The following is a 19,035-nucleotide window of genomic DNA, read 5'->3' on the forward strand; positions in this document are numbered from 1 at the left end:
ATTTTGCTGCAATGGCAGAAAAAGAGCGCAGCATAGAATCGAAGTTGGTTGATGCCACTTTGATTGTGGTAGTCTTATATAACCTCCTGTTCTTCTGGGGGAAATTCGGTTCGCACATTCTCAGCTCCGTCATCACTCCTATCTACGAGAGCATTCAATCAAGCATTGGCTTTTTGACAATCATGGAGATCATAGGAGTAGTCGTTGTCTTTGCAGATTTGATGCTGCGCCTCGATTCATTCTCTTCGGCAGGAAGAAAGCTTCGCTACGTATTTATCGCGATTGCCTTGATTGGCTTCTTCTTCAAACTCTTTATTAACTACCTCGATTCAGCCTTGGGCTAATCGTCATCTAGATGATACTGGTGATCTGAAGGGTCTAGGCTACGGCTTCTTCCATACTTCTCGTAGGCAGCAAATCTATCCTTCACATACAGAATGAACTCGTATTGAGAGAAACGCTTCAAGCGCTCATCGCCAGGGTCCATGAAATCAATGAAGGCATCGAACTCATCATCCTCAAGGTCAATGATGTCGTACTCAGCGTATTTACCAAAGAGCTCTTTTAACAGTTCTCTTCTTCGGTCGTTGTTCCGTAATTCTATCGCCTCACGGCGGGAACGCTCACGCTTACTGAATGCTTGATACAAGAAGGTAATTGGCGATTGAATGGCGTTGATTTCAGAAACGCGATAATCCTTCTCATTGAATCCTAAGGTCTGAATATCATCGTGAATTGCTTGTAGTTCTCGTGGAGCAATCACCTCTACTTCAGGGATGCTGATACGCAGCTGCTTCATTTGAATGTTCGCCGTGTACTGTGGTCTCCATGTAGAGTCTGCAAAAGAAATACGTACCGAGATGTAGCCGGTAGCTGCAAACTGAATCGTGTCTCCTTTACAGGCCTTGATCAGGTAGGAACCATCTGGTTCACAGAATTGGCCCACTGAACGTGTGCGGTTAACAACCATGGCATCGAACATTGGCCGGCCATTCTCAGCCGTGACTTTTCCGCTAATGAAGACTGTTGAATCACAGTCGTACTGCGCTTCCGCCGTTAAGGCGAAAAAGAAAAGAACAAACGAAAGCCAATACTTCATGTGTGCGGTTTGTCAATGAGACGCAATGATCACGCCAGGAGTTACATCTCTTTTCTTACAAATGAAAAGCGGTCTTCCCCAAATGTGCCATTCTCCATTCCATTTAAGAATACCTCCATCTCCCCTGTTGAAATCAGTTTGTATGAGATTTTCTTCGGGAAATCATGGTTGGGATTTTCGAATGTTACTTGGTCGTTGGTCATTTCGGTCATTCGGAATTCAACGGCACTACTCTGAGAAGCCCCACTGAGATTCACGATATAGAAAAGATCATTTCCCTTTTGAGTGATCTCTAACTGCTCAATAAACACGGTGTCGCTTCCAGAAAGAACAAAGCCCTGACCAAGCAAATGATTATCACCTAGATTCTCCCACTGCTCGTAGAACTTATTGTCACGGTTAACATCCTCCCAACTACCCGCTAATTGATCTAACGGAAAATGGGCCGGGTTCTCCGTAGGGATACTTCCACCTCCGCATGAAAACATGAGAAGGCTGATTGTTATGATCGAGGCGAAACGCATTCAGTCAAAAGTAGTGAATATGATCGTTGAGAGTTGTTAATGGCTTCAGTGATCAGCCATTGCTGTAACCACAGCGCACCAATTCCGTACCTAAATAGACTGATCATGTGGAAGTTACCCCTCATAGCGCTTTTGATGCTCATCACGTGTGCTTCAGGACATCATCGAGAAGAATACGATGAAGCCTTGGCAGAACGTGTCCCTGCTATTCAATTGATGCCTAATTGGAACGATCCAATCACCTTTGGTATTGCCACCATTTACGAAGGCGAAGTCATTGACCTCGATCATGTTACCATGGAGAACTTCATCATGATCTATGCTGGTGCTCGAAAGCACATCGCCAACAAAACAGGTTCGAATCTATTCAGTAAACGAGGTATCAACAATTGCTACGTTGATTATGTAAGCGCCGAGCGACAGCACTACCGAACCTGCGATCCTGTCGAAGGGCTGTGGAAGCTCCGTTATCAAAAGAACCCCAACGATGACACCGATAAAGGCGGTTGGAGCTCTATTGAATCAGCTCCTGACGACCGTCAACTCTCGATGCTCCGCGCCTTCAACATTACTCGCCTCAACGATTTCGCCATTGGTGAAGACGCATGGGCGTTGATTCAAGCGGTGAATGATCCTTCTTGGGTTGCCAAATACAAGTAAACCTTCTGACTTCGTTATCTTCGCTTCGTGAGCGAAGGAACAGGAAATGCACGGCAACGTGCCATCGAAAAGATCCGCAAAGAACGTGCTGAACGTGGCAACATTCAGGTGCTCTTTGATGAGTTAAAAACTGGAAAGCGAGACGCGCTTTCAAAGGCTATTACCATCATAGAAAGTCACCGTGAAGAAGACCGCGAACCGGCTGATGCGCTCCTTTCACTTTGCCTCCCATTTTCAGGAAACTCACGTCGCATTGGAATCACCGGAGTTCCAGGCGTTGGAAAATCCACCTTCATCGAATCTTTCGGGATGGCTTTAATTGGCCGAGGTCACCAAGTAGCGGTTCTTGCCATTGACCCTAGTTCACAGCGTTCTGGAGGAAGTATCCTCGGTGATAAAACGCGCATGGAGCAGTTAAGCCGTGCACCCGAAGCGTTCGTAAGACCTAGTCCGGCGGCAGATACCCTAGGAGGTGTAGCCCGCGCCACACGCGAGAGCATCGTATTATGCGAGGCTGCTGGGTACGATACCATCATCGTGGAAACCGTGGGGGTTGGTCAATCAGAGACCGCGGTGAACGATATGGTTGACTTCTTCCTTTTGCTCATGTTAGCTGGTGCTGGTGATGAACTTCAAGGCATCAAGCGAGGCATTATGGAAATGGCAGATAGCATGCTTATCACCAAGGCTGATGGAGACAATGCGAAGAAAGCCATCAACGCGAAACGCCAGTACAAGGCTGCCTTGCACCTCTACCCACCTTCAGATAATGATTGGGTGACTCAAGTTGAGTTATGTAGTGCGTTAGAGAATACGGGCGTAGATGAATTTGTGGAACAATGTAGCACCTACTTCGAGCACATCACATCCAATGGATGGAAGTCAAGACACCGAGAGGAACAAGACCTGGCGTGGTTCAACGACGCCATCAAGAGTGAATTGTTGCGAAGCTTCTCTTCAGACCCAAGCCTTGCGGAAGAAATGGTGAAGATGCGTGAAATGATTGGCGCTAAGAAGCTCTCCCCATTTGCTGCGGCACATCAACTCGTCAAAAAATTCCAAGGAAAATAATCGCCTAGCCGCGAACTGCATTGAACAGACCATCTGCTGATAGTTTGCTCTGCTCCCCTGATTGCATATTCTTCAGCGTAATTTGCTTGTTCGCAAGCTCATCTGAACCAATCAAGGCCACGAAAGGAATCCCCTTGTCGTTCGCGTACTTCATCTGTTTATTGAGCTTAGTAGACTCAGGATAAATCTCAGCTCTTAGTCCTTGCGAACGTAGGTCCTTCAACATTTCCATGCACCAGATCTCTTCAGCCTCTCCAAAGTTGGCAAACAACAACTCAGTCGAAATGCCCGCTTCCTTTGGGAAAAGGTTGAAATACTCGAGTACGTCATAAATGCGATCAGCTCCGAAGCTGATACCTACCCCTGACATTCCTTTTAGACCGAAGATTCCGGTGAGGTCATCGTAACGACCACCACCACAAATAGAACCTACTGGCGAATCGTCTACTTTCACTTCGAAGATTGCTCCTGTGTAGTAATTCAATCCACGTGCAAGCGTTGGGTCAATTTTCACATTTGTCGAGCGTAAGCCAATACGCTCAACGTATTCAATAACGTAGCGAAGCTCTTCTACCCCTTTGGTTCCGATTTCAGAATCGGTCAAGTGCGACGCCAATTGATTGAGTACAGCCTGGTTATCGCCGTCCATTCCAAAAAGCGGTTGCAGGGCAGTGATTTGGTCTTCCGTAATTCCACGGTTGACTAGTTCCTGCTTCACTTTTTCTTCCCCGATCTTATCGAGTTTATCAATGGCTACCGTAATATCCGTGAGCTTATCGGAAGCATTCGCTACTTCAGCGATTCCGGCAAGCACCTTTCGGTTATTCAACACCACGTTGAAGTTTGGAATCTGCAAATCACTTAATACCTCATCGAAGATTTGCACCAACTCTACTTCATTCAGCAGGCTATTCGAACCAACGATATCTACGTCGCACTGGAAGAACTCCTGGTATCGCCCTTTCCCCGGACGATCACCACGCCATACCGGCTGAATCTGGTAACGCTTGAATGGACGAGGCAAAGCGTGCTGGTTCATCACCACAAAACGCGCAAAAGGAACAGTCAGGTCATATCGAAGGGCCTTCTTACTGATCGAAAACGAAAGTTTCTTCGAGTCCCCTTCCGCGATAGCGTCTTTATCAGCCTTATTCAGGAAATCACCATTGTTCAGAATCTTGAAGATCAGCTGATCTCCTTCTTCCCCATATTTCCCTGTGAGCGTCGCCAAATTCTCCATAGCAGGAGTTTCAATCGGCTCAAAACCAAAACGTTCGAATACCGAACGGATGGTCTGGAAGATCCAATTTCTTCTCACCATTTCTTTCGGTCCGAAATCTCTGGTGCCTTTAGGAATCGATGGTTTACTCATGAGGTTTGCTTTGCGCCGCGAATATACGATGAACTATTTAGGCTTAGGGCCTATGGCTTAAGGCTTAGGTATATTTCACTCCTTTTACTCTATAGATATATATTTACAATCTTCAAGAACCATAACCTTAAGCCATAAGCCATAAGCCATAAGCCTTATGCCTTATGCCTTCCACACACCTACGATGACTCGAAAACTTCTTATCCTTTTTGCACTTAGCCTGGCCTATGTGCATGTTTCAGCGCAGCAATACAATGATAAACTGGGTGCGTGGTATATGTACTTCTGGAACACCACACTTGGTGAGTCAAACTTTGGCTTTCAGGGAGACCTTCAATACCGAAGCTTTGACTACGGTGAAGACCTTGAGCAAATCATGCTTCGCGGTGGGTTTACATGGAATCCTGCTGGAAACAAGGCCAAATTGACGTTGGGGTATGCGAATATCACTACGGGTGTTGAAGGAGAATCAACTCGCACAGTGGTGGAAAGTCGTATTTATCAGGAGGCATTACTTCCGCAACGGTTTGGGAGGTTCTTTCTAACGCACCGATTCCGTTACGAGCAACGTTTCGTCAATGATGATTTCAGAACGCGTTACCGCTATAACCTCTTCCTAAACGTTGATCTTAACGGAAAAGAGCTGAAAGAAGGATGTGTCTATCTCGCGCTATACAACGAGCTTTTTGTGAATGGACAACGAAATGTAGACGCTGAGTTAACTGTAGAATATTTCGATCGCAATCGTCTTTATGGTGCGCTAGGTTATTCCCTAAAAGACAATCTCCGTTTCCAACTTGGGGTGATGCGTCAGACAAGCATGTCGCAATTCAAGGATCAAATTCAAGTCAGCGCCCATCACAAGTTTTAAGCATCGATTTCTGGCGTAACTTCGCACCATGAACGTGCGCAAAAGCAAAGAACTCGCCGGACACGCCGGTCCTATCTACGCCCTTTTCCCAGGACGTTCTGAAGGACATGTACTCACAGCTAGTGGAGACAAGTTCATTGCTGAATGGAACTTAGACGAAGGTGTGGCGTCGCCTTTTTCTGTCAAGCTCGAAGAAGCGGTATTCTCAGGCTATTTCCATGAAGAGAAACAGCTACTCTTAGCTGGTACCGCTTCGGGGAATCTGCACGTGATTGACCTCCAAGCTAAAAAGGAGCTTCGCAACCTTGCCGTACATAAGAAAGGCGTGTTTGCTATCATCCATATCCCTCAAGAAAACTGGTTTATCATCGGTGGTGGAGACGGTTTTATTTCTGTGTGGGATGATGCGCAATTTGAACTCATCAGACACTTTAAAGTTTCTGACTTCAAGATCAGAAGCCTTTCACTGGTTGATGAACAACTAGCAGTCACTTCAGGAGACGGCTTCATCCGGATCTTCGACCTACCCTGGTTGAACGAACAAAACGCCATCAACGCGCACGAAGGCGGAGCTTACTGCGCAGTTAAGCACCCGAATAAGCCCGTTCTCATTTCAGGCGGAAAAGATGCTCACCTGCGTTTCTGGCACCTTGACGACTTCTCTGAGATTAGAAACATCCCTGCACATAACTTCGGCATCTACCAGATCAAGTTCTCCCCTGACGGCACAAAAGCACTTTCTGCCAGTAGAGACAAAACCCTCAAACTCTGGAACAGCGAAGATTTCGGTCTCATCGAAAGAATTGAACGCCCAAAGTATCCAGCACATACGCATTCGATCAACAGTATTCTCTGGCTAGACAATAATCAATTTGTTTCAGCGGGTGATGATCGGAAAATCAAAGTGTGGAACATCGACGAGAGTCTAGAGTCTAGAGACTAGAGACTAAGGTCAATCTAGAATCGAAAATCAATAATCTATAACTCTTTCTCAGTCTCAACGGACGCCGGACGCCGGATGCCGGAGAATCCAAACACTAAACCCAAGGAACTCCCCACTTGTAAAATCCCCCGAGTACGGTATTCCCTGTTCGAAGGTGTGGGCGTATATTTGCAGTCTGAAACCCTGAAAGGAAATGAAGAAACTACTATGGTTCAGCGCATTGGCATTGATAATGTCGTGTGCTACGGAATCCTCTGAACCTGCGCAGGATACTCCTGAAGAGACCGTGCAGGAAACCCAGGAAGTTAACATCTACAGCCACCGTCACTACGATATCGACCAAGAGCTTTTCGAAGAATTCGAGGCGTCTACAGGTATCAAAGTCAATGTGGTCAAAGCGAAGGCTGATGAGCTGTTGGTTCGCCTCGAGAATGAAGGTGCTGACTCCCCTGCTGATTTGATCATGACTTCTGATGCAGGACGTCTGGTGAGAGCAGAGCAGAAAGGACTTCTTCAACCAATTGAATCAGAGTTACTGAATGCCCGTGTAGCTGAGAATCTCCGCGATCCTCAGAACCAATGGTACTCTCTCACAGTGCGTGCTCGTGTTTTCGCTTACCACCCCGAACGAGTGAGAGAAGATGAGTTGACGACTTATGAGGACCTTGCGAATGAAAGCTGGCAAGGACGAATCATTTCACGTAGCTCATCAAACATATACAACCAGAGTCTTCTGGCTTCTATCATTGCAAATGACGGAGCTGAGGCAGCAACTGCTTGGGCTACGGCGGTGCGTGCAAACATGGCTCGTGACCCTCAAGGAAATGACCGCGCTCAAGTAAAAGCCGTTGCTGCAGGCGAGGCTGACTTGGCTATCGTGAACACTTACTATCTTGGTAAGATGCTGAACAGCGAAAACGAAGCAGAACGTAAAGCCGGAGAATCAGTGAAGCTATTCTTCCCGAATCAAGATGGACGAGGAACACACATCAACGTTTCTGGTGCCGGACTTACCAAGCACTCTCCAAACAAGGAAAACGCAATCAAACTGCTAGAATTCTTGACATCAAAGGAGGCGCAGCAACGCTTCGCTGATGCGAATTATGAATACCCTGTCAATCCAGAAGCCCAGGCTTCAGAGCTTCTCCAAAGCTGGGGAGAGTTCAAGCGTGATTCTTTGAATCTTGTTGAACTTGGATTGAACAACGCACGTGCCATCGAAATCTTTGGTGCGGCTAACTGGAACTGATCCCTTTGGTCGGTATCCCTACAAAAAGAATCCCTTGGGTAGTGGTGTCAACACTGGTTGCAGTGTTGATGCTTCTGCCCTTCTTTTTCTTGCTCTCTTCTACTTTCGGAGAAGAAACTTCGAACCAATGGTCTATTCTCGATAGTCCGGGACTAACCGAGTGGATTTCAAATTCTATTGGCCTCATCCTCGGTGTTGGCGGACTAACCTGTGTACTAGGTGTTTCCCTTGCATTGCTTGTTACGAATTACCAGTTCCCCGGTGCACGTTTCTTCCGATGGGCCTTGTTGATGCCACTAGCCATCCCAAGCTACATCGCGGCCTATGTATTCCATGGCATCTTCGAATACACTGGTCCACTGCATCAACTATCGATGACCTTCTCAGATGGCTGGTACTTGAATATTATGAACCCTTGGGGCTTGGTGATTGTCTTGTCGCTGGTTTTATATCCTTATGTTTTCAGTACCACCCGTGTCGCGTTGCAAAGCCGCTTCGCGTCGTATTATGAAAGTGCACGGTCGCTCGGACTCAGCTCCACACAACGATTCTTCAAGGTATTGCTCCCGTTACTTTCTCCTGCCATTGCCGGCGGAGTGTTCTTGGTGATGATGGAGGTGCTGAACGACTACGGCGCCATGAAGTACTTCGGTGTACCCACTTTCACCACGGCCATCTTCACCCAGTGGTTCAGTTTAGGCGATAAAAACGGCGCCATCCAATTGGCGCTCATGTTATTTGCCATCGTTGGGGTACTTGCTGTATTGGAGTCACGTTTCCACAGAAAGCATCGCGTTACGGAATCACACCGTTCTCGTTCCTCTCCCCCTACTGTTCTTAGTGGTTGGAAGTCTTCACTAGCGAGTGCATTTTGTGGGTTCATCTTCTTTATCGCTTTCGTAGCACCTGTGGGTTATCTGCTTTGGCTTTTCAGCTTCGCCAAACGTTCTCGTGCCGTCAGCGAATGGTTCGGCTTGACAACTAACAGCCTGATTACCGGAATCGCTGGAGCGTTAACTGTGCTCTTATTGGTACTCATCACACAGTTCGTTAGACAACTCGTTCGCGGACGATTCACATTTTGGATTGGGAAAAGTATCTCCATGGGATACGCCATTCCAGGCGCTATCATTGCTATTGGTGTCTCAGCCGTTGCCATTTCATTTGACCGTGCATTCTTCGATGGTTTGACCTTGCAAGGTTCCATCCTCATGTTGGTCTTCGCTTATGCCGTGCGTTTCTCTGGTGTTGCGTATCAACCACTCAATGCTGAGGCTGAGAAAAGATCAGGAAGACTATTCGAGGCTGGCAGAAGTCTTGGCAAGAATAGCTGGGCTTTACTTAAAGATCTATTTATCCCGCTATCGCGGAAAGGCGTGCTGATCGCAGCGTCACTGGTTGCGATTGATATTCTCAAGGAGCTTCCATTGACGTTGATTTTACGTCCGTTCAACTTTGACACCCTGGCCACCAAGGCTTTCGAATATGCTGATGACGAGTTACTCTATCAAGCAGCCCTTCCTTCATTGTCAGTTATTCTAGTTGGATTGATTCCGGTACTTTTGCTCAATCGCTTGATGCGGAAACCATGAGTTACCTCCACATAGATCATATCGACCACGCCTATGGGCGTCATCAAGTCTTGTTCGACTGTTCTTTCCAAATGGAGGAAGGACAGATCTTATCGCTCCTTGGAGAAAGCGGAAGCGGAAAGACAACGATGTTGCGTTTGATCGCTGGTTTTGAACGACCAAAAAAAGGAGCGATTCACATTGCGGGTGATGCATTGGCTGATGATTCTACCTTCATATTACCAGAGCATCGTGATATTGGCTTGGTATTCCAAGACTATGCCTTGTTCCCTCACCTAACGGTGGAAAAGAACCTGAAGCTCGCACAAAAGAAAGGCGATAGTACCGACATACGCGCCTGGCTAAAGGCTGTTGGCCTCGAAGGCATGGAGTCTCGTAAACCAGACCAACTCAGTGGAGGACAGCAACAGCGTGTTGCCATCGCTCGTGCGCTAGCTGCTCGACCGAAGCTGCTTTTGTTGGATGAGCCGTTCAGCAACATTGATGAATCGCTGAAGTTCAGTTTTAGAACGGAATTGAAAGAGATTCTAAAGAAGCAATCCATCAGCGCCATCTTTGTGACACACGACACCAAAGATGCTTTAGCTATTGCTGACAAAGTGGTGATTCTAAAAGATGGTGAGATTCGCCAATCTGCCTCTCCTGAAGATATTTACCGAACTCCAAGCGATCGTTATGTCGCTGGACTTTTAGGTCCGTATAATGTAGTGCAAGAGCATAACGATGCTTGCACTATCATTCGTGCAGAGCATGTGCGAGTAGATGATCAAGGAGCACATCAAGGAGAAGTAAAGCAATGCCTTTTTCAAGGAGAGCAATACCTCCTCATAGCTTCATCCAACAATCAAGAATGGGTGGTTTGCAGCAATACGGCGCACGCACCTGGTAACACTATCCGATTCCGCGCTAGCGAAGAGAATCAACTGAAGGTAAGTAACCGATGAATCGAAAGGAGCTCATAGAACAGATGCTCAAAGATGATCCGAATGACCCTTTTTTGCATTACGGATTAGCGCTTGAACAGCTCAGAGAAGACGATAAAAAAAGTGCCCGAATTACCTTCGAGCACTTAATTGATTCGTTTCCCGACTATCTCCCTACCTATTATCATTTGGGCCAACTGCTAGAGAAACTTGGTCATGATGATCAAGCGCTAGCGATCTACCACAAAGGCAGCGATTTGGCAGGGAAGCAACGCGATCTCAAAACAAAAGCCGAGATAGACGAAGCTATTTGGGAACTTGAGGAGTAGGCGTTAGGCTCATTCAATTAATAAATACTGAATCGTAATTAGTGAATAATGAACTCTAGTCGAGTCTATTCAATGCACTTCTTACGATTCAATATTAAGTACTTATTAAAGCAAGGGCTCAAGGAACCTTAAGCCATAAGCCTTAGGCCATAGGCCTGTTTAGTCGTTATGCAGCTCTACACTCCACTCATCCTCATGACCATCGTTGTCTTCAGCGTGAATGTGAAGTTCGAGGTGATCAGTAGCGAATGCAGGAACTGTAATGCTTGCACCATTCATGTCGAATGATGTTGCACCACCTACGGCTAGTTCTTCTTCAACAAGAAGGTTTCCGTCTTCGTCTAGGATTTCGATGTGAGCGTCAGCCAATCCTGAAGCATCAGAGATGGTACCTTGGAACATCAACACATCTCCTTCTGCAGCGTCGATTTCATCATCAACCTCTGCTCCGTTTACAGACGTTACTTCGATCAATGGAATGATGTCGTTCTCAACGTCGATGTCAACGAATACTTGAGTAGACTCGTTTCCTTCTTTGTCAAGTACGTCAACAAGCAGGTGCCATTCACCACGCGCGTTTGTAGGCACGCTATATGTGTTTGAGTAAGTATCGCTTGTACCTTCAAGGTTGATGATTGACAGTACTTCCCATTCTCCATCAGCTTCTTCTCCACCTTCTTCTTCATGTGAGTGTCCGTCTTCGTTCGGGTGAAGGTCGATTTTTAACTGATTTAGCTCGTCGTTGTCAGTCATATTGATTTGAAGTGTCATGTCTGTTCCAGCTTCAATTACTGCGTTTGACGTCACCGTCGTTCCATTGATACGTACAGCGCTAATTACTGGGTTCTCCTCGTCAGTTTCGTTTTTACAAGCAGCCAGCGTTAGACCGATGAATAGTACAAATAGAATGTTATTGATTTTCATGATAATTTGATTTCCACGATTAATTGAAATAGCCCCTCAATGAGATGCTGAAATTTCGTCCGGCCTCTGGGAGGTCGAGCAGGTTGTATCGACTGAGATGGTCGATGTATTTCCGGTCAAATAAGTTGTTGACAGAAAAGGCCGCTTCGATATAGTAGTCTTGTCCGTACTTCTTCTTTTTGACATCACTCTCAGTGATTCTTTCCGCGATACAACCAATGATGGCAACGTCCCACAGTAAGTAGTCACTTGTTCTCTCTTCGTTTCTAGCAACTTGATTTTGCGCGGCGGTATAGGTAGCGCTAGCGCGGAAATCAAGACGGTTTGGATTGGTTCTTTCGATCCAGTGGTACACGACACTCGTTCGTGAACGTACTGGAGGTGTGAAAGGCAAGGCCAATCCATCATCTAATCGATATGCATATACTAACTCTAGATCTTGGCTGAGGTCAACTTTTCGTTTAAGAATAGATTGCGTGTAATTAAATTCTCCCCCATACCTGAATACTCTAGCTGCATCGAATTTGTACAGCTGACCTGCCTCAGGAAGTTCACTGAACTCGGCAGCTGGTTTCAGGTAAATGAAATTGCGGTATGCTCCAGCAAATCCTGCAGCACTAAATGAGTTCATGCCTCCGAAATATCTCCATTGAGCATCAGCCTGGTAGCCATTCTCTGGCTTGATCGAAGAATTGCCTTTCTCATGACGGAATGTACCGTGGTGGATACCGTTCGCAGATAGTTCGTAAGCTGTTGGGAATCTCGATGTTTTAGCCAATTGTACTTGAAGATCTCTGTGGGCATCGTACTTGCGTGTAATCAAAAGATTCGCACCCCAGATCACCCAGGTTTGATCTACTTCGATACTGCGGGTATTGGAACCTACAATCTCTTGAACCTCATTGTAAACAGGTTCAGTGAACCCATCTACGTTCACCTGAGAAGCATCCAATCGCCAGCCGGCAGACAATTCGTATTTCCCAATCTTATATTCATTGACTGCAGCGAAAGCACCGGCTTGCCAATAGTTAGAAGATGGCACCAAATGCTCATATCCGCTGGTTTGTTCTTCGTTCAGCTCAATTTGGAAACCTGTATTCAACTTGTAATTCCCCGCTCGCTTTCGCCAAAAAACAGAGCTACTTGCTGTCTGTGTCTGAATCGACAAAGCAATTTCAGAGTCTGGCACAGGAGCATTCCCATGGCTATGTGGTTCTCCAAGTTCTAAGCGATCAATTTGTTGCAAGGCTCCAATGAAAACGAGCTCCTTCCCAGGAGATAGCTCTCTAAAGCCACGGTAGACTATGGAGTGCGATTGAATATCCATTGACGGAAGATCATCCAGCCTTGATTCGGATTCTTCTCTTAAGTCGTTTACATCGGGAATGCCAATAATGCCTGGGAATAGACCATAGCGATCATAGTAACCTCGGTAGGTGATTCTCCCACCGCCTTTCTTGTTTACCCAACGTAGTCTGGCTTGACCTGAGATACTCTTCCCATCCGTGTTTTTAAGTTGTCCGTTCAGAATTGGCAACCTTCTTGACAAATACTCAAATGACTCAGCAGGTACCTTCAGATTGTCGTTCTGTCGTACACCTGCGGTAACATCTAATTGAAACTTGCTGAAGCGCCAATTCAATGCACCTCCATATTCGAACTGATCATTCACGCTGCTGAAGCGGGAGAAGACATTGACCGCCACCCCTGAGGAATCAAGCATCGGATTTGGTGAAACTGTAATTGCACCTGCGGAAGCGCGTGGGCCATAGGTAAGCGCACTGCCTCCTTTCACCAAAGACACTCTTTCTAACTGCCAAGAATCCACACCGAGTCCGTGATCGTCTCCCCACTGCTGGAATTGCAATGGGAGTCCATCAACCACGAATCCAATCCGTGCGCCATATAAACCACGCACCGAAGGTTGGCCAGCATTTGATCCTGTTTTGATGCTCCGAACTCCAGGGAATTCTCCGAGGAGTGCAGAGGCATTCGGACTGCTGTATACGATTTGAATCTCTGAGATCTTCTGCAGTTCTGCTTTGATCATAGGCAAATATTCGCTGTCTTCTTCCCCATCCGCGGCTACAACCACCTCTCCTAGGGCTGACAAACTTTCGTGCAAGCCAAAGTCAAGGTGAAGCGAAGAGGATTCGACAACAACAGAATCTACGAGTGAATCGTAACCAATATGTGTAATCCGGATAGCGTATTCTCCGGGATTTGCTTTTAGCGACCAATGTCCTTCCGCGTCAGCGTTAAATATCTGATCACCCAAAGCAATCGTAGCGAAGGCTAACGGTTCTTGAGTGCGATTATCATAAACGTGACCAGAGACCGTTACCTGCGCTGTGCTCCCTACTGCGATAAAACACAGCAAGGACCAAACGAGATATTTGATCATAAAATGAGGGTTGAGTTAGCATATGCTGAATTACAGCATCACCGGCGGCCCTCTTGAGAATACGTTAGATGAGAATTCCTTCCCCTCGAAAGCGGGAACCACTGCATTCCACTCAACATATTCAAGCAGAGCGAGTGTCTCTACTGAATGCGGCTGAATCGGAAGCCCCATGGCAAAATCGTACTCACAAACTGGACATTCTTCTTCCGTGTCTTGTTCGTCACAATCTGCATGGTGATGGTGGTGGTGACCGTGATGGTCATCCAGGAAATGGTGAACTGTCAGCGAACTAGCTGAGAGCAGGATCAGACCGATCCCAAGTACTCCAATAAGTTGTGCAAACAGTTTTTTCACGCGACAAAGATAATGTAAGCCTACTTTCTACCAGTTAATTTTTCCTTTTCCTTTGGACTCCAGCCAAGCGTTGGCTTTTGAAAAGTGCTTACATCCAAAGAACCCACGGTAGGCAGACAGTGGTGAAGGGTGTGGCGCCTTCAATACCAAGTGTTTCGTTTGGTCAACAAAAGATGCCTTCTTTTGTGCGAAACTGCCCCACAACATAAATACAACGTGATCAGAACCGTCATTAATGGCATGTATCACAGCATCAGTGAATTGCTCCCAACCTTGACCTTGATGGCTTCCTGACTGTCCTTCCCTAACTGTAAGTGTCGCATTCAGAAGGAAAACTCCTTGCTTAGCCCAACGAGATAAGTCGCCGCTGGCAGGAGCCGGAATGCCCAAGTCCTCATTAATCTCTTTAAAGATGTTCTGCAACGATGGCGGATGTTGGATGCCGTCTGCTACCGAAAAGCACATTCCATTGGCCTGTCCAGGACGGATATAAGGGTCTTGTCCGAGTATAACGACTTTGACATTATCAAAGTGACAATGATCAAAGGCACTAAAAATTTGACTTCCTGGAGGAAAACAGCGCGTGGTTGAATACTCTTGCTTTATGAACTCCGTTAAGCTCGTGAAGTACTCTTTTTCAAACTCTTGCTGGAGTTTTTCCTTCCACCCTTCTTCGATCCGTACATTCATGGAATGTGAAATTTTGTTTCGAAAGGTAGGAAGGTCCTCGATAACTTTGGTTTCCCGGTTTAATTGTGGGTATCTTTGCAAATCAACTTTTTTTCGAGGACCAGAATGGTAAATGCGCTGATCGAAAAGCTTGGAAAAGCAGAAGGAAAGAAACTTTATGATTATCAGGAACTTGCGATCGAACAGATCTTTGAGCGTTTTCGCAAATACCCTAATAACTACAACCTAGCATTCCAGCTACCAACAGGTGGTGGAAAGACGGTTATCTTCTCTGAGCTTGCGAAGCGTTTCATTCTAGAAACGAATAAAAAGGTGCTTATCCTGACGCACCGTATCGAGCTTCTTGGTCAAACTTCTAAGATGTTGGCCGATATCGGTGTCAGCAACAAAATCATCAACAGCAAGGTCAAAGACCTTCCAGACGAAGATGAACATCTTTGTTTCGTTGCGATGGTGGAGACGCTTAACAACCGACTCAACGAAGAGAAGATCTTGTTGAAAGACCTCGGACTTGTTATTGTCGATGAGGCGCACTACAACTCATTCAGAAAGCTCTTTAAGTTCTTCGAGAACCAGATCATTCTGGGTGTAACTGCTACTCCTCTTAGTTCGAACATCAAGCTTCCATTGAAAGACAATTACCATGAGTTAATTGTGGGTGAGTCGATCAAGAGCTTGGTTGAACGTGGATTCCTTGCGAAGGCACATAGCTACAGCTACGATGTGAGCCTTCGTTCATTGAAGGTGGGTATCAACGGTGACTACACAGTTTCGTCTTCTGAGAGACTCTACGGTAACTACTTCATGCAAGAGAAGCTACTCTATGCTTATGAAGAAAAGGCCAAGGGTACTAAGACGTTGATCTTCAACAACGGAATCAATACCTCGAAGCAAGTCAATGCCTTGTTCAACGAGGCAGGCTACGAGTGTAAACACTTAGATAATACGCATTCTGAAAAAGAGCGTGAAGAGATCCTAACGTGGTTCCGTGAGAAACCAGATGCCATTCTATCTTCTGTGAGTATCCTAACTACTGGATTTGATGAACCGGAAGTTCGTACCGTGATTCTAAACCGTGCTACGAAGTCATTGACGCTGTATCACCAGATGATCGGACGTGGTTCTCGTGTGCTGCCTAAAAAGAAAGACTTCCACATCATCGACTTGGGTAACAACGCACGTCGTTTCGGATTGTGGGATAGCCATATCAACTGGCAAGAGATCTTCCGAGCTCCAAACTCATTCATTGACGGTCTTTACTCAGACGAGGAGATTGAAAAGGAGTTCGTTTATGAAATGCCAAAAGAGCTTCGCGAGAAATTCAAGAACTCTGAAATCGGCACCTTCAACGTAAAGGAAAAGTACGTAGAGCTAACAAGAGACGGTGCTCGTCCACGTGAGGTGATTGATGCTTGCATCGAAGATCACAAGCGCATGGTGGTAGAGAACAGTGAGGATCTTTGGGATGGCCTTGAATTGATTCAACTTCTCGAGAAAGACATTGAATACCGCGTGAAGCATTACTCTTACTGTATCTCTAAGACCACAGAGAGCTACCTTTCATGGCTTCAACAGGAGTACCGACGTAAGTTGGAGACTTCAGTGCGACGCCATTTTGGGTACTAAACGGTGGACGGTAGACGCTAGACGGTAGACGGTAGACGGTGGACTGATATTTTACTTGGTACCCGTCCGAGCCTGTTTCTATTCAGAATACTGAAAGTCTTATTCAATTCGGAGTCCCCTCTGTCCACGGTCCACAGTCCACAGTCCACCCAAAAAGAACATTCACCCCCTCTTCCCCCTCATTCGTGGCTTTGAAAAATGTTCCCATCGAATTGTGGACAAGCTTAACGTTATTTCTTGGTTATTCCTGAAATCGTTTTCTAACTTCGATACAATCGAACCTTTGGATTATGAAGTTAAAGACGGAAAACATCTTTCAGGTGGTCGAGGTAAAAGCCAGCCCATCAGATATTTACGACCTACTTCTAGACGAAACCACGCATTCGGCGTTCACAAACAAGTCGGCAACGATCGACGCTAGAGAAGGTGGGAACTTCGCGTTCTGCAATAACAATCACCAAGGATATTTCATCCGATTGATAAAGAACAAGCGCATCATCCTCGCATGGACGCATCGCCGTTTCCCGAAGAATCATTACACCATTGTTGATCTTACACTAGAACGACTAGAAAACGATGGAACTCGTATTTCCCTTAATCAACTAGGAGTACCTGAGTCATGTGATGGTTGGTTAACAGAAGCGTGGCGAAAAACGTACTGGGAACCACTCGAGCAATTTGTGCTCGAAGAAGAATTTAGTGAAGCATAGAGAGTAGTTGAGTTGAACTAAGCAAGGAAATGGGGGCGCAAGCTCCCATTTTTTTATTCCTCCAACTCAAACGAGACGCACTCCCCTTTCGAGAATCCAAACTCGCCAGTCCAGCGAATAAAACCATCCTGATCAATCACTTCGTATAAACAGGTCGCGTACGGTTCATCACCCAAATACTTCGTCATGCTCAGCGAACCCTCTTCCCCGCATCCAGGCGCTGATTCCCAGAATTCAGAAGCTATATGCGTTCCAATCACAGCGTCATCCACATAAAACGTAAGTACCTCTGCCCCATCCGCCAACAAGGGGAATGTCACATCCTCATCGTACCAGAAGACCACCTTACCCTCAAACAAACACGAACCATCATCCTCATCTACCGCAGGATCAAAGTTCACTGCATCCATATCTCGACACCCTTCTTGCTTACAAGAGGCCAAGGCTAAAACCACCACCAACACGATATAGATTCGGTTCACACCGCGAAGTTGAGGTTTTCAATACGTGTGGTCATCGCGAAACGATCACAACCCCATCAGGCGTTAGGCGTTAGGCTATAGGCGTTAGTACCACCTTTAGCCATTTCGCCACTTTGCCATTTCGCCATTTTGCCCTTTAGCCTTTAGCCGGTATAAATCTATCTTTGCCCCATGCAACCGCTCATCCTCGCCATTGAATCAAGTTGTGACGATACTTCTGCCGCTGTTTTACGCGGAAACGAAGTGTTGAGCAATGTGGTGGCCAATCAAGAAGTACACGAACTCTACGGCGGAGTGGTGCCTGAATTGGCTAGTCGAGAGCATCAGAAGCACATTCTACCGGTCGTAAATGCTGCGTTGGTGAAGGCCGGCGTTGACAAGAAGGAGCTTGATGCCATTGCGTATACCCGCGGACCAGGCTTGCTTGGATCCTTGCTCGTGGGAGCTTCTTTTGCGAAGAGTTTGGCGTTGGCGCTAGATATTCCATTGCTTGAGGTGCATCACATGCATGCGCATATTTTGGCTCATTTTATCCACGATGGGAACGCTGCGCTTCCTGAACTGCCAATGCTATGCTTGACAGTAAGTGGTGGACATACTCAACTGGTGGTTGTGCACGAAACGACTCAAATGGAAGTCATCGGAGAAACCATCGATGACGCGGCTGGAGAGGCCTTCGATAAGATTGCAAAGATTATGGGATTGCCTTATCCAGGTGGGCCATTGATTGACAAATACGCCAAAGACGGAGATCCATTGCGCTTTCAATTCTCACATCCGAAGACAGATGGGCTCAACTTCAGCTTTAGTGGTTTGAAAACAGCCGTACTCTACTTTCTTCGTGATGCCGTAAAGAAAGAGCCTGATTTCGTGAAAGAGAACTTAGCCGACATCTGCGCTTCTGTGCAGTACACCATTGTTTCTATCCTCTTGAATCGCCTCAAACAAGCGGCGGAGCAACAACAGATCACTACGCTTGCGCTTGCTGGTGGTGTCAGTGCAAACAGTGAATTACGTCGACGTTTCGAGGAATTAGGAGACGAAAACGATTGGAAAACCTTTATCCCAGACTTCAGCTACTGCACAGACAATGCAGCCATGATTGGCATTGCCGGACTCCAGCTCTTTCTAGCCGAGAAATACGGCGCGCTAGGGAATGCCCCAAGTGCCCGTTGGACTTTCTAACTGTGGCGAGAATCTTGCATGTAAGAA

Annotated in this window: 20 protein-coding genes; 12 read left to right on the forward strand and 8 right to left on the reverse strand. The window is 46.5% G+C overall.

Annotated features, from left to right (window positions below; genetic code table 11):
• The first annotated feature begins 11 nt into the window (after window positions 1–11).
• The gene (locus RA156_RS07580) at window positions 12–344 is read left to right on the forward strand and encodes a hypothetical protein (RefSeq protein ID WP_306643967.1); all 333 of its coding nucleotides are present in this window, start codon (window positions 12–14) and stop codon (window positions 342–344) included.
• Here RA156_RS07580 and RA156_RS07585 read toward each other — a convergent pair.
• Window positions 341–1,099, reverse strand: coding sequence for a hypothetical protein (locus RA156_RS07585; RefSeq protein ID WP_306643968.1), 759 nt, complete (start codon window positions 1,097–1,099; stop codon window positions 341–343). The two genes, RA156_RS07580 and RA156_RS07585, sit on opposite strands and share 4 nt — an antisense overlap.
• Window positions 1,100–1,140: 41 nt before the next feature.
• Window positions 1,141–1,623, reverse strand: coding sequence for a DUF6265 family protein (locus RA156_RS07590; RefSeq protein WP_306643969.1), 483 nt, complete (start codon window positions 1,621–1,623; stop codon window positions 1,141–1,143).
• 105 nt (window positions 1,624–1,728) lie between these two features.
• Between RA156_RS07590 and RA156_RS07595 the strand changes: the two genes are divergently transcribed.
• On the forward strand, window positions 1,729–2,283 hold the full coding sequence (locus tag RA156_RS07595; protein WP_306643970.1) for a hypothetical protein: 555 nt from the start codon (window positions 1,729–1,731) through the stop codon (window positions 2,281–2,283).
• Window positions 2,284–2,310: 27 nt separating this feature from the next.
• The gene (gene meaB / locus RA156_RS07600; protein ID WP_306643971.1) at window positions 2,311–3,354 is read left to right on the forward strand and encodes a methylmalonyl Co-A mutase-associated GTPase MeaB; all 1,044 of its coding nucleotides are present in this window, start codon (window positions 2,311–2,313) and stop codon (window positions 3,352–3,354) included.
• Between the two features lie 4 nt (window positions 3,355–3,358).
• Here the strand turns inward: meaB and hisS are convergent, their stop codons facing one another.
• Window positions 3,359–4,726: a histidine--tRNA ligase gene (hisS, locus tag RA156_RS07605; protein ID WP_306643972.1), complete on the reverse strand. Its 1,368-nt coding sequence runs from the start codon at window positions 4,724–4,726 to the stop codon at window positions 3,359–3,361.
• A 184-nt stretch (window positions 4,727–4,910) separates the two neighbouring features.
• Here hisS and RA156_RS07610 point away from each other — a divergent pair, with 184 nt between their 5' ends.
• The 6 genes from RA156_RS07610 (at window position 4,911) to RA156_RS07635 (ending at window position 10,633) form a co-directional block, all read left to right on the forward strand.
• A complete protein-coding gene (locus RA156_RS07610) occupies window positions 4,911–5,597 on the forward strand; it encodes a DUF2490 domain-containing protein (RefSeq protein WP_306643973.1) in 687 nt (228 codons plus the stop codon).
• 28 nt (window positions 5,598–5,625) lie between these two features.
• Window positions 5,626–6,540, forward strand: a complete 915-nt coding sequence (locus RA156_RS07615; RefSeq protein WP_306643974.1) for a WD40 repeat domain-containing protein — start codon at window positions 5,626–5,628, stop codon at window positions 6,538–6,540.
• Between the two features lie 193 nt (window positions 6,541–6,733).
• Complete coding sequence (locus RA156_RS07620) at window positions 6,734–7,789, forward strand: Fe(3+) ABC transporter substrate-binding protein (RefSeq protein ID WP_306643975.1); 1,056 nt, start codon at window positions 6,734–6,736, stop codon at window positions 7,787–7,789.
• Between the two features lie 41 nt (window positions 7,790–7,830).
• A complete protein-coding gene (locus tag RA156_RS07625) occupies window positions 7,831–9,381 on the forward strand; it encodes an ABC transporter permease (protein ID WP_306643976.1) in 1,551 nt (516 codons plus the stop codon).
• Window positions 9,378–10,325: an ABC transporter ATP-binding protein gene (locus RA156_RS07630; RefSeq protein WP_306643977.1), complete on the forward strand. Its 948-nt coding sequence runs from the start codon at window positions 9,378–9,380 to the stop codon at window positions 10,323–10,325. The genes RA156_RS07625 and RA156_RS07630 overlap by 4 nt, the downstream gene beginning before the upstream one ends.
• On the forward strand, window positions 10,322–10,633 hold the full coding sequence (locus RA156_RS07635; RefSeq protein WP_306643978.1) for a tetratricopeptide repeat protein: 312 nt from the start codon (window positions 10,322–10,324) through the stop codon (window positions 10,631–10,633). The genes RA156_RS07630 and RA156_RS07635 overlap by 4 nt, the downstream gene beginning before the upstream one ends.
• A gap of 159 nt (window positions 10,634–10,792) precedes the next feature.
• Here RA156_RS07635 and RA156_RS07640 read toward each other — a convergent pair whose 3' ends face one another.
• The 4 genes from RA156_RS07640 to ung are packed head-to-tail and all read right to left on the reverse strand — an operon-like array spanning window position 10,793 to window position 15,005.
• The gene (locus RA156_RS07640) at window positions 10,793–11,557 is read right to left on the reverse strand and encodes a DUF4625 domain-containing protein (RefSeq protein WP_306643979.1); all 765 of its coding nucleotides are present in this window, start codon (window positions 11,555–11,557) and stop codon (window positions 10,793–10,795) included.
• 19 nt (window positions 11,558–11,576) lie between these two features.
• A complete protein-coding gene (locus tag RA156_RS07645; protein WP_306643980.1) occupies window positions 11,577–13,961 on the reverse strand; it encodes a TonB-dependent receptor in 2,385 nt (794 codons plus the stop codon).
• A gap of 30 nt (window positions 13,962–13,991) precedes the next feature.
• Window positions 13,992–14,315 carry a hypothetical protein gene (locus RA156_RS07650; protein ID WP_306643981.1) on the reverse strand — a complete coding sequence of 108 codons (324 nt, stop codon included), beginning with the start codon at window positions 14,313–14,315 and terminating at the stop codon, window positions 13,992–13,994.
• Between the two features lie 27 nt (window positions 14,316–14,342).
• Window positions 14,343–15,005: a uracil-DNA glycosylase gene (gene ung / locus RA156_RS07655; protein WP_306643982.1), complete on the reverse strand. Its 663-nt coding sequence runs from the start codon at window positions 15,003–15,005 to the stop codon at window positions 14,343–14,345.
• A 105-nt stretch (window positions 15,006–15,110) separates the two neighbouring features.
• Between ung and RA156_RS07660 the strand changes: the two genes are divergently transcribed.
• The gene (locus RA156_RS07660) at window positions 15,111–16,631 is read left to right on the forward strand and encodes a DEAD/DEAH box helicase (RefSeq protein WP_306643983.1); all 1,521 of its coding nucleotides are present in this window, start codon (window positions 15,111–15,113) and stop codon (window positions 16,629–16,631) included.
• A gap of 290 nt (window positions 16,632–16,921) precedes the next feature.
• Window positions 16,922–17,341 carry an SRPBCC domain-containing protein gene (locus RA156_RS07665; RefSeq protein ID WP_306643984.1) on the forward strand — a complete coding sequence of 140 codons (420 nt, stop codon included), beginning with the start codon at window positions 16,922–16,924 and terminating at the stop codon, window positions 17,339–17,341.
• Window positions 17,342–17,394: 53 nt separating this feature from the next.
• Here RA156_RS07665 and RA156_RS07670 read toward each other — a convergent pair whose 3' ends face one another.
• On the reverse strand, window positions 17,395–17,823 hold the full coding sequence (locus RA156_RS07670) for a hypothetical protein (protein ID WP_306643985.1): 429 nt from the start codon (window positions 17,821–17,823) through the stop codon (window positions 17,395–17,397).
• Window positions 17,824–17,994: 171 nt separating this feature from the next.
• On the opposite strand from RA156_RS07670, the gene tsaD reads away from it, so the two are divergent.
• Window positions 17,995–19,008 (forward strand): tRNA (adenosine(37)-N6)-threonylcarbamoyltransferase complex transferase subunit TsaD, encoded by a 1,014-nt coding sequence (gene tsaD, locus RA156_RS07675; RefSeq protein WP_306643986.1) that lies wholly within the window; start codon window positions 17,995–17,997, stop codon window positions 19,006–19,008.
• Window positions 19,009–19,035 lie beyond the last annotated feature (27 nt).

It is taken from the genome of Sanyastnella coralliicola (assembly GCF_030845195.1).
Lineage (GTDB): Bacteria > Bacteroidota > Bacteroidia > Flavobacteriales_D > Sanyastnellaceae > Sanyastnella > Sanyastnella coralliicola.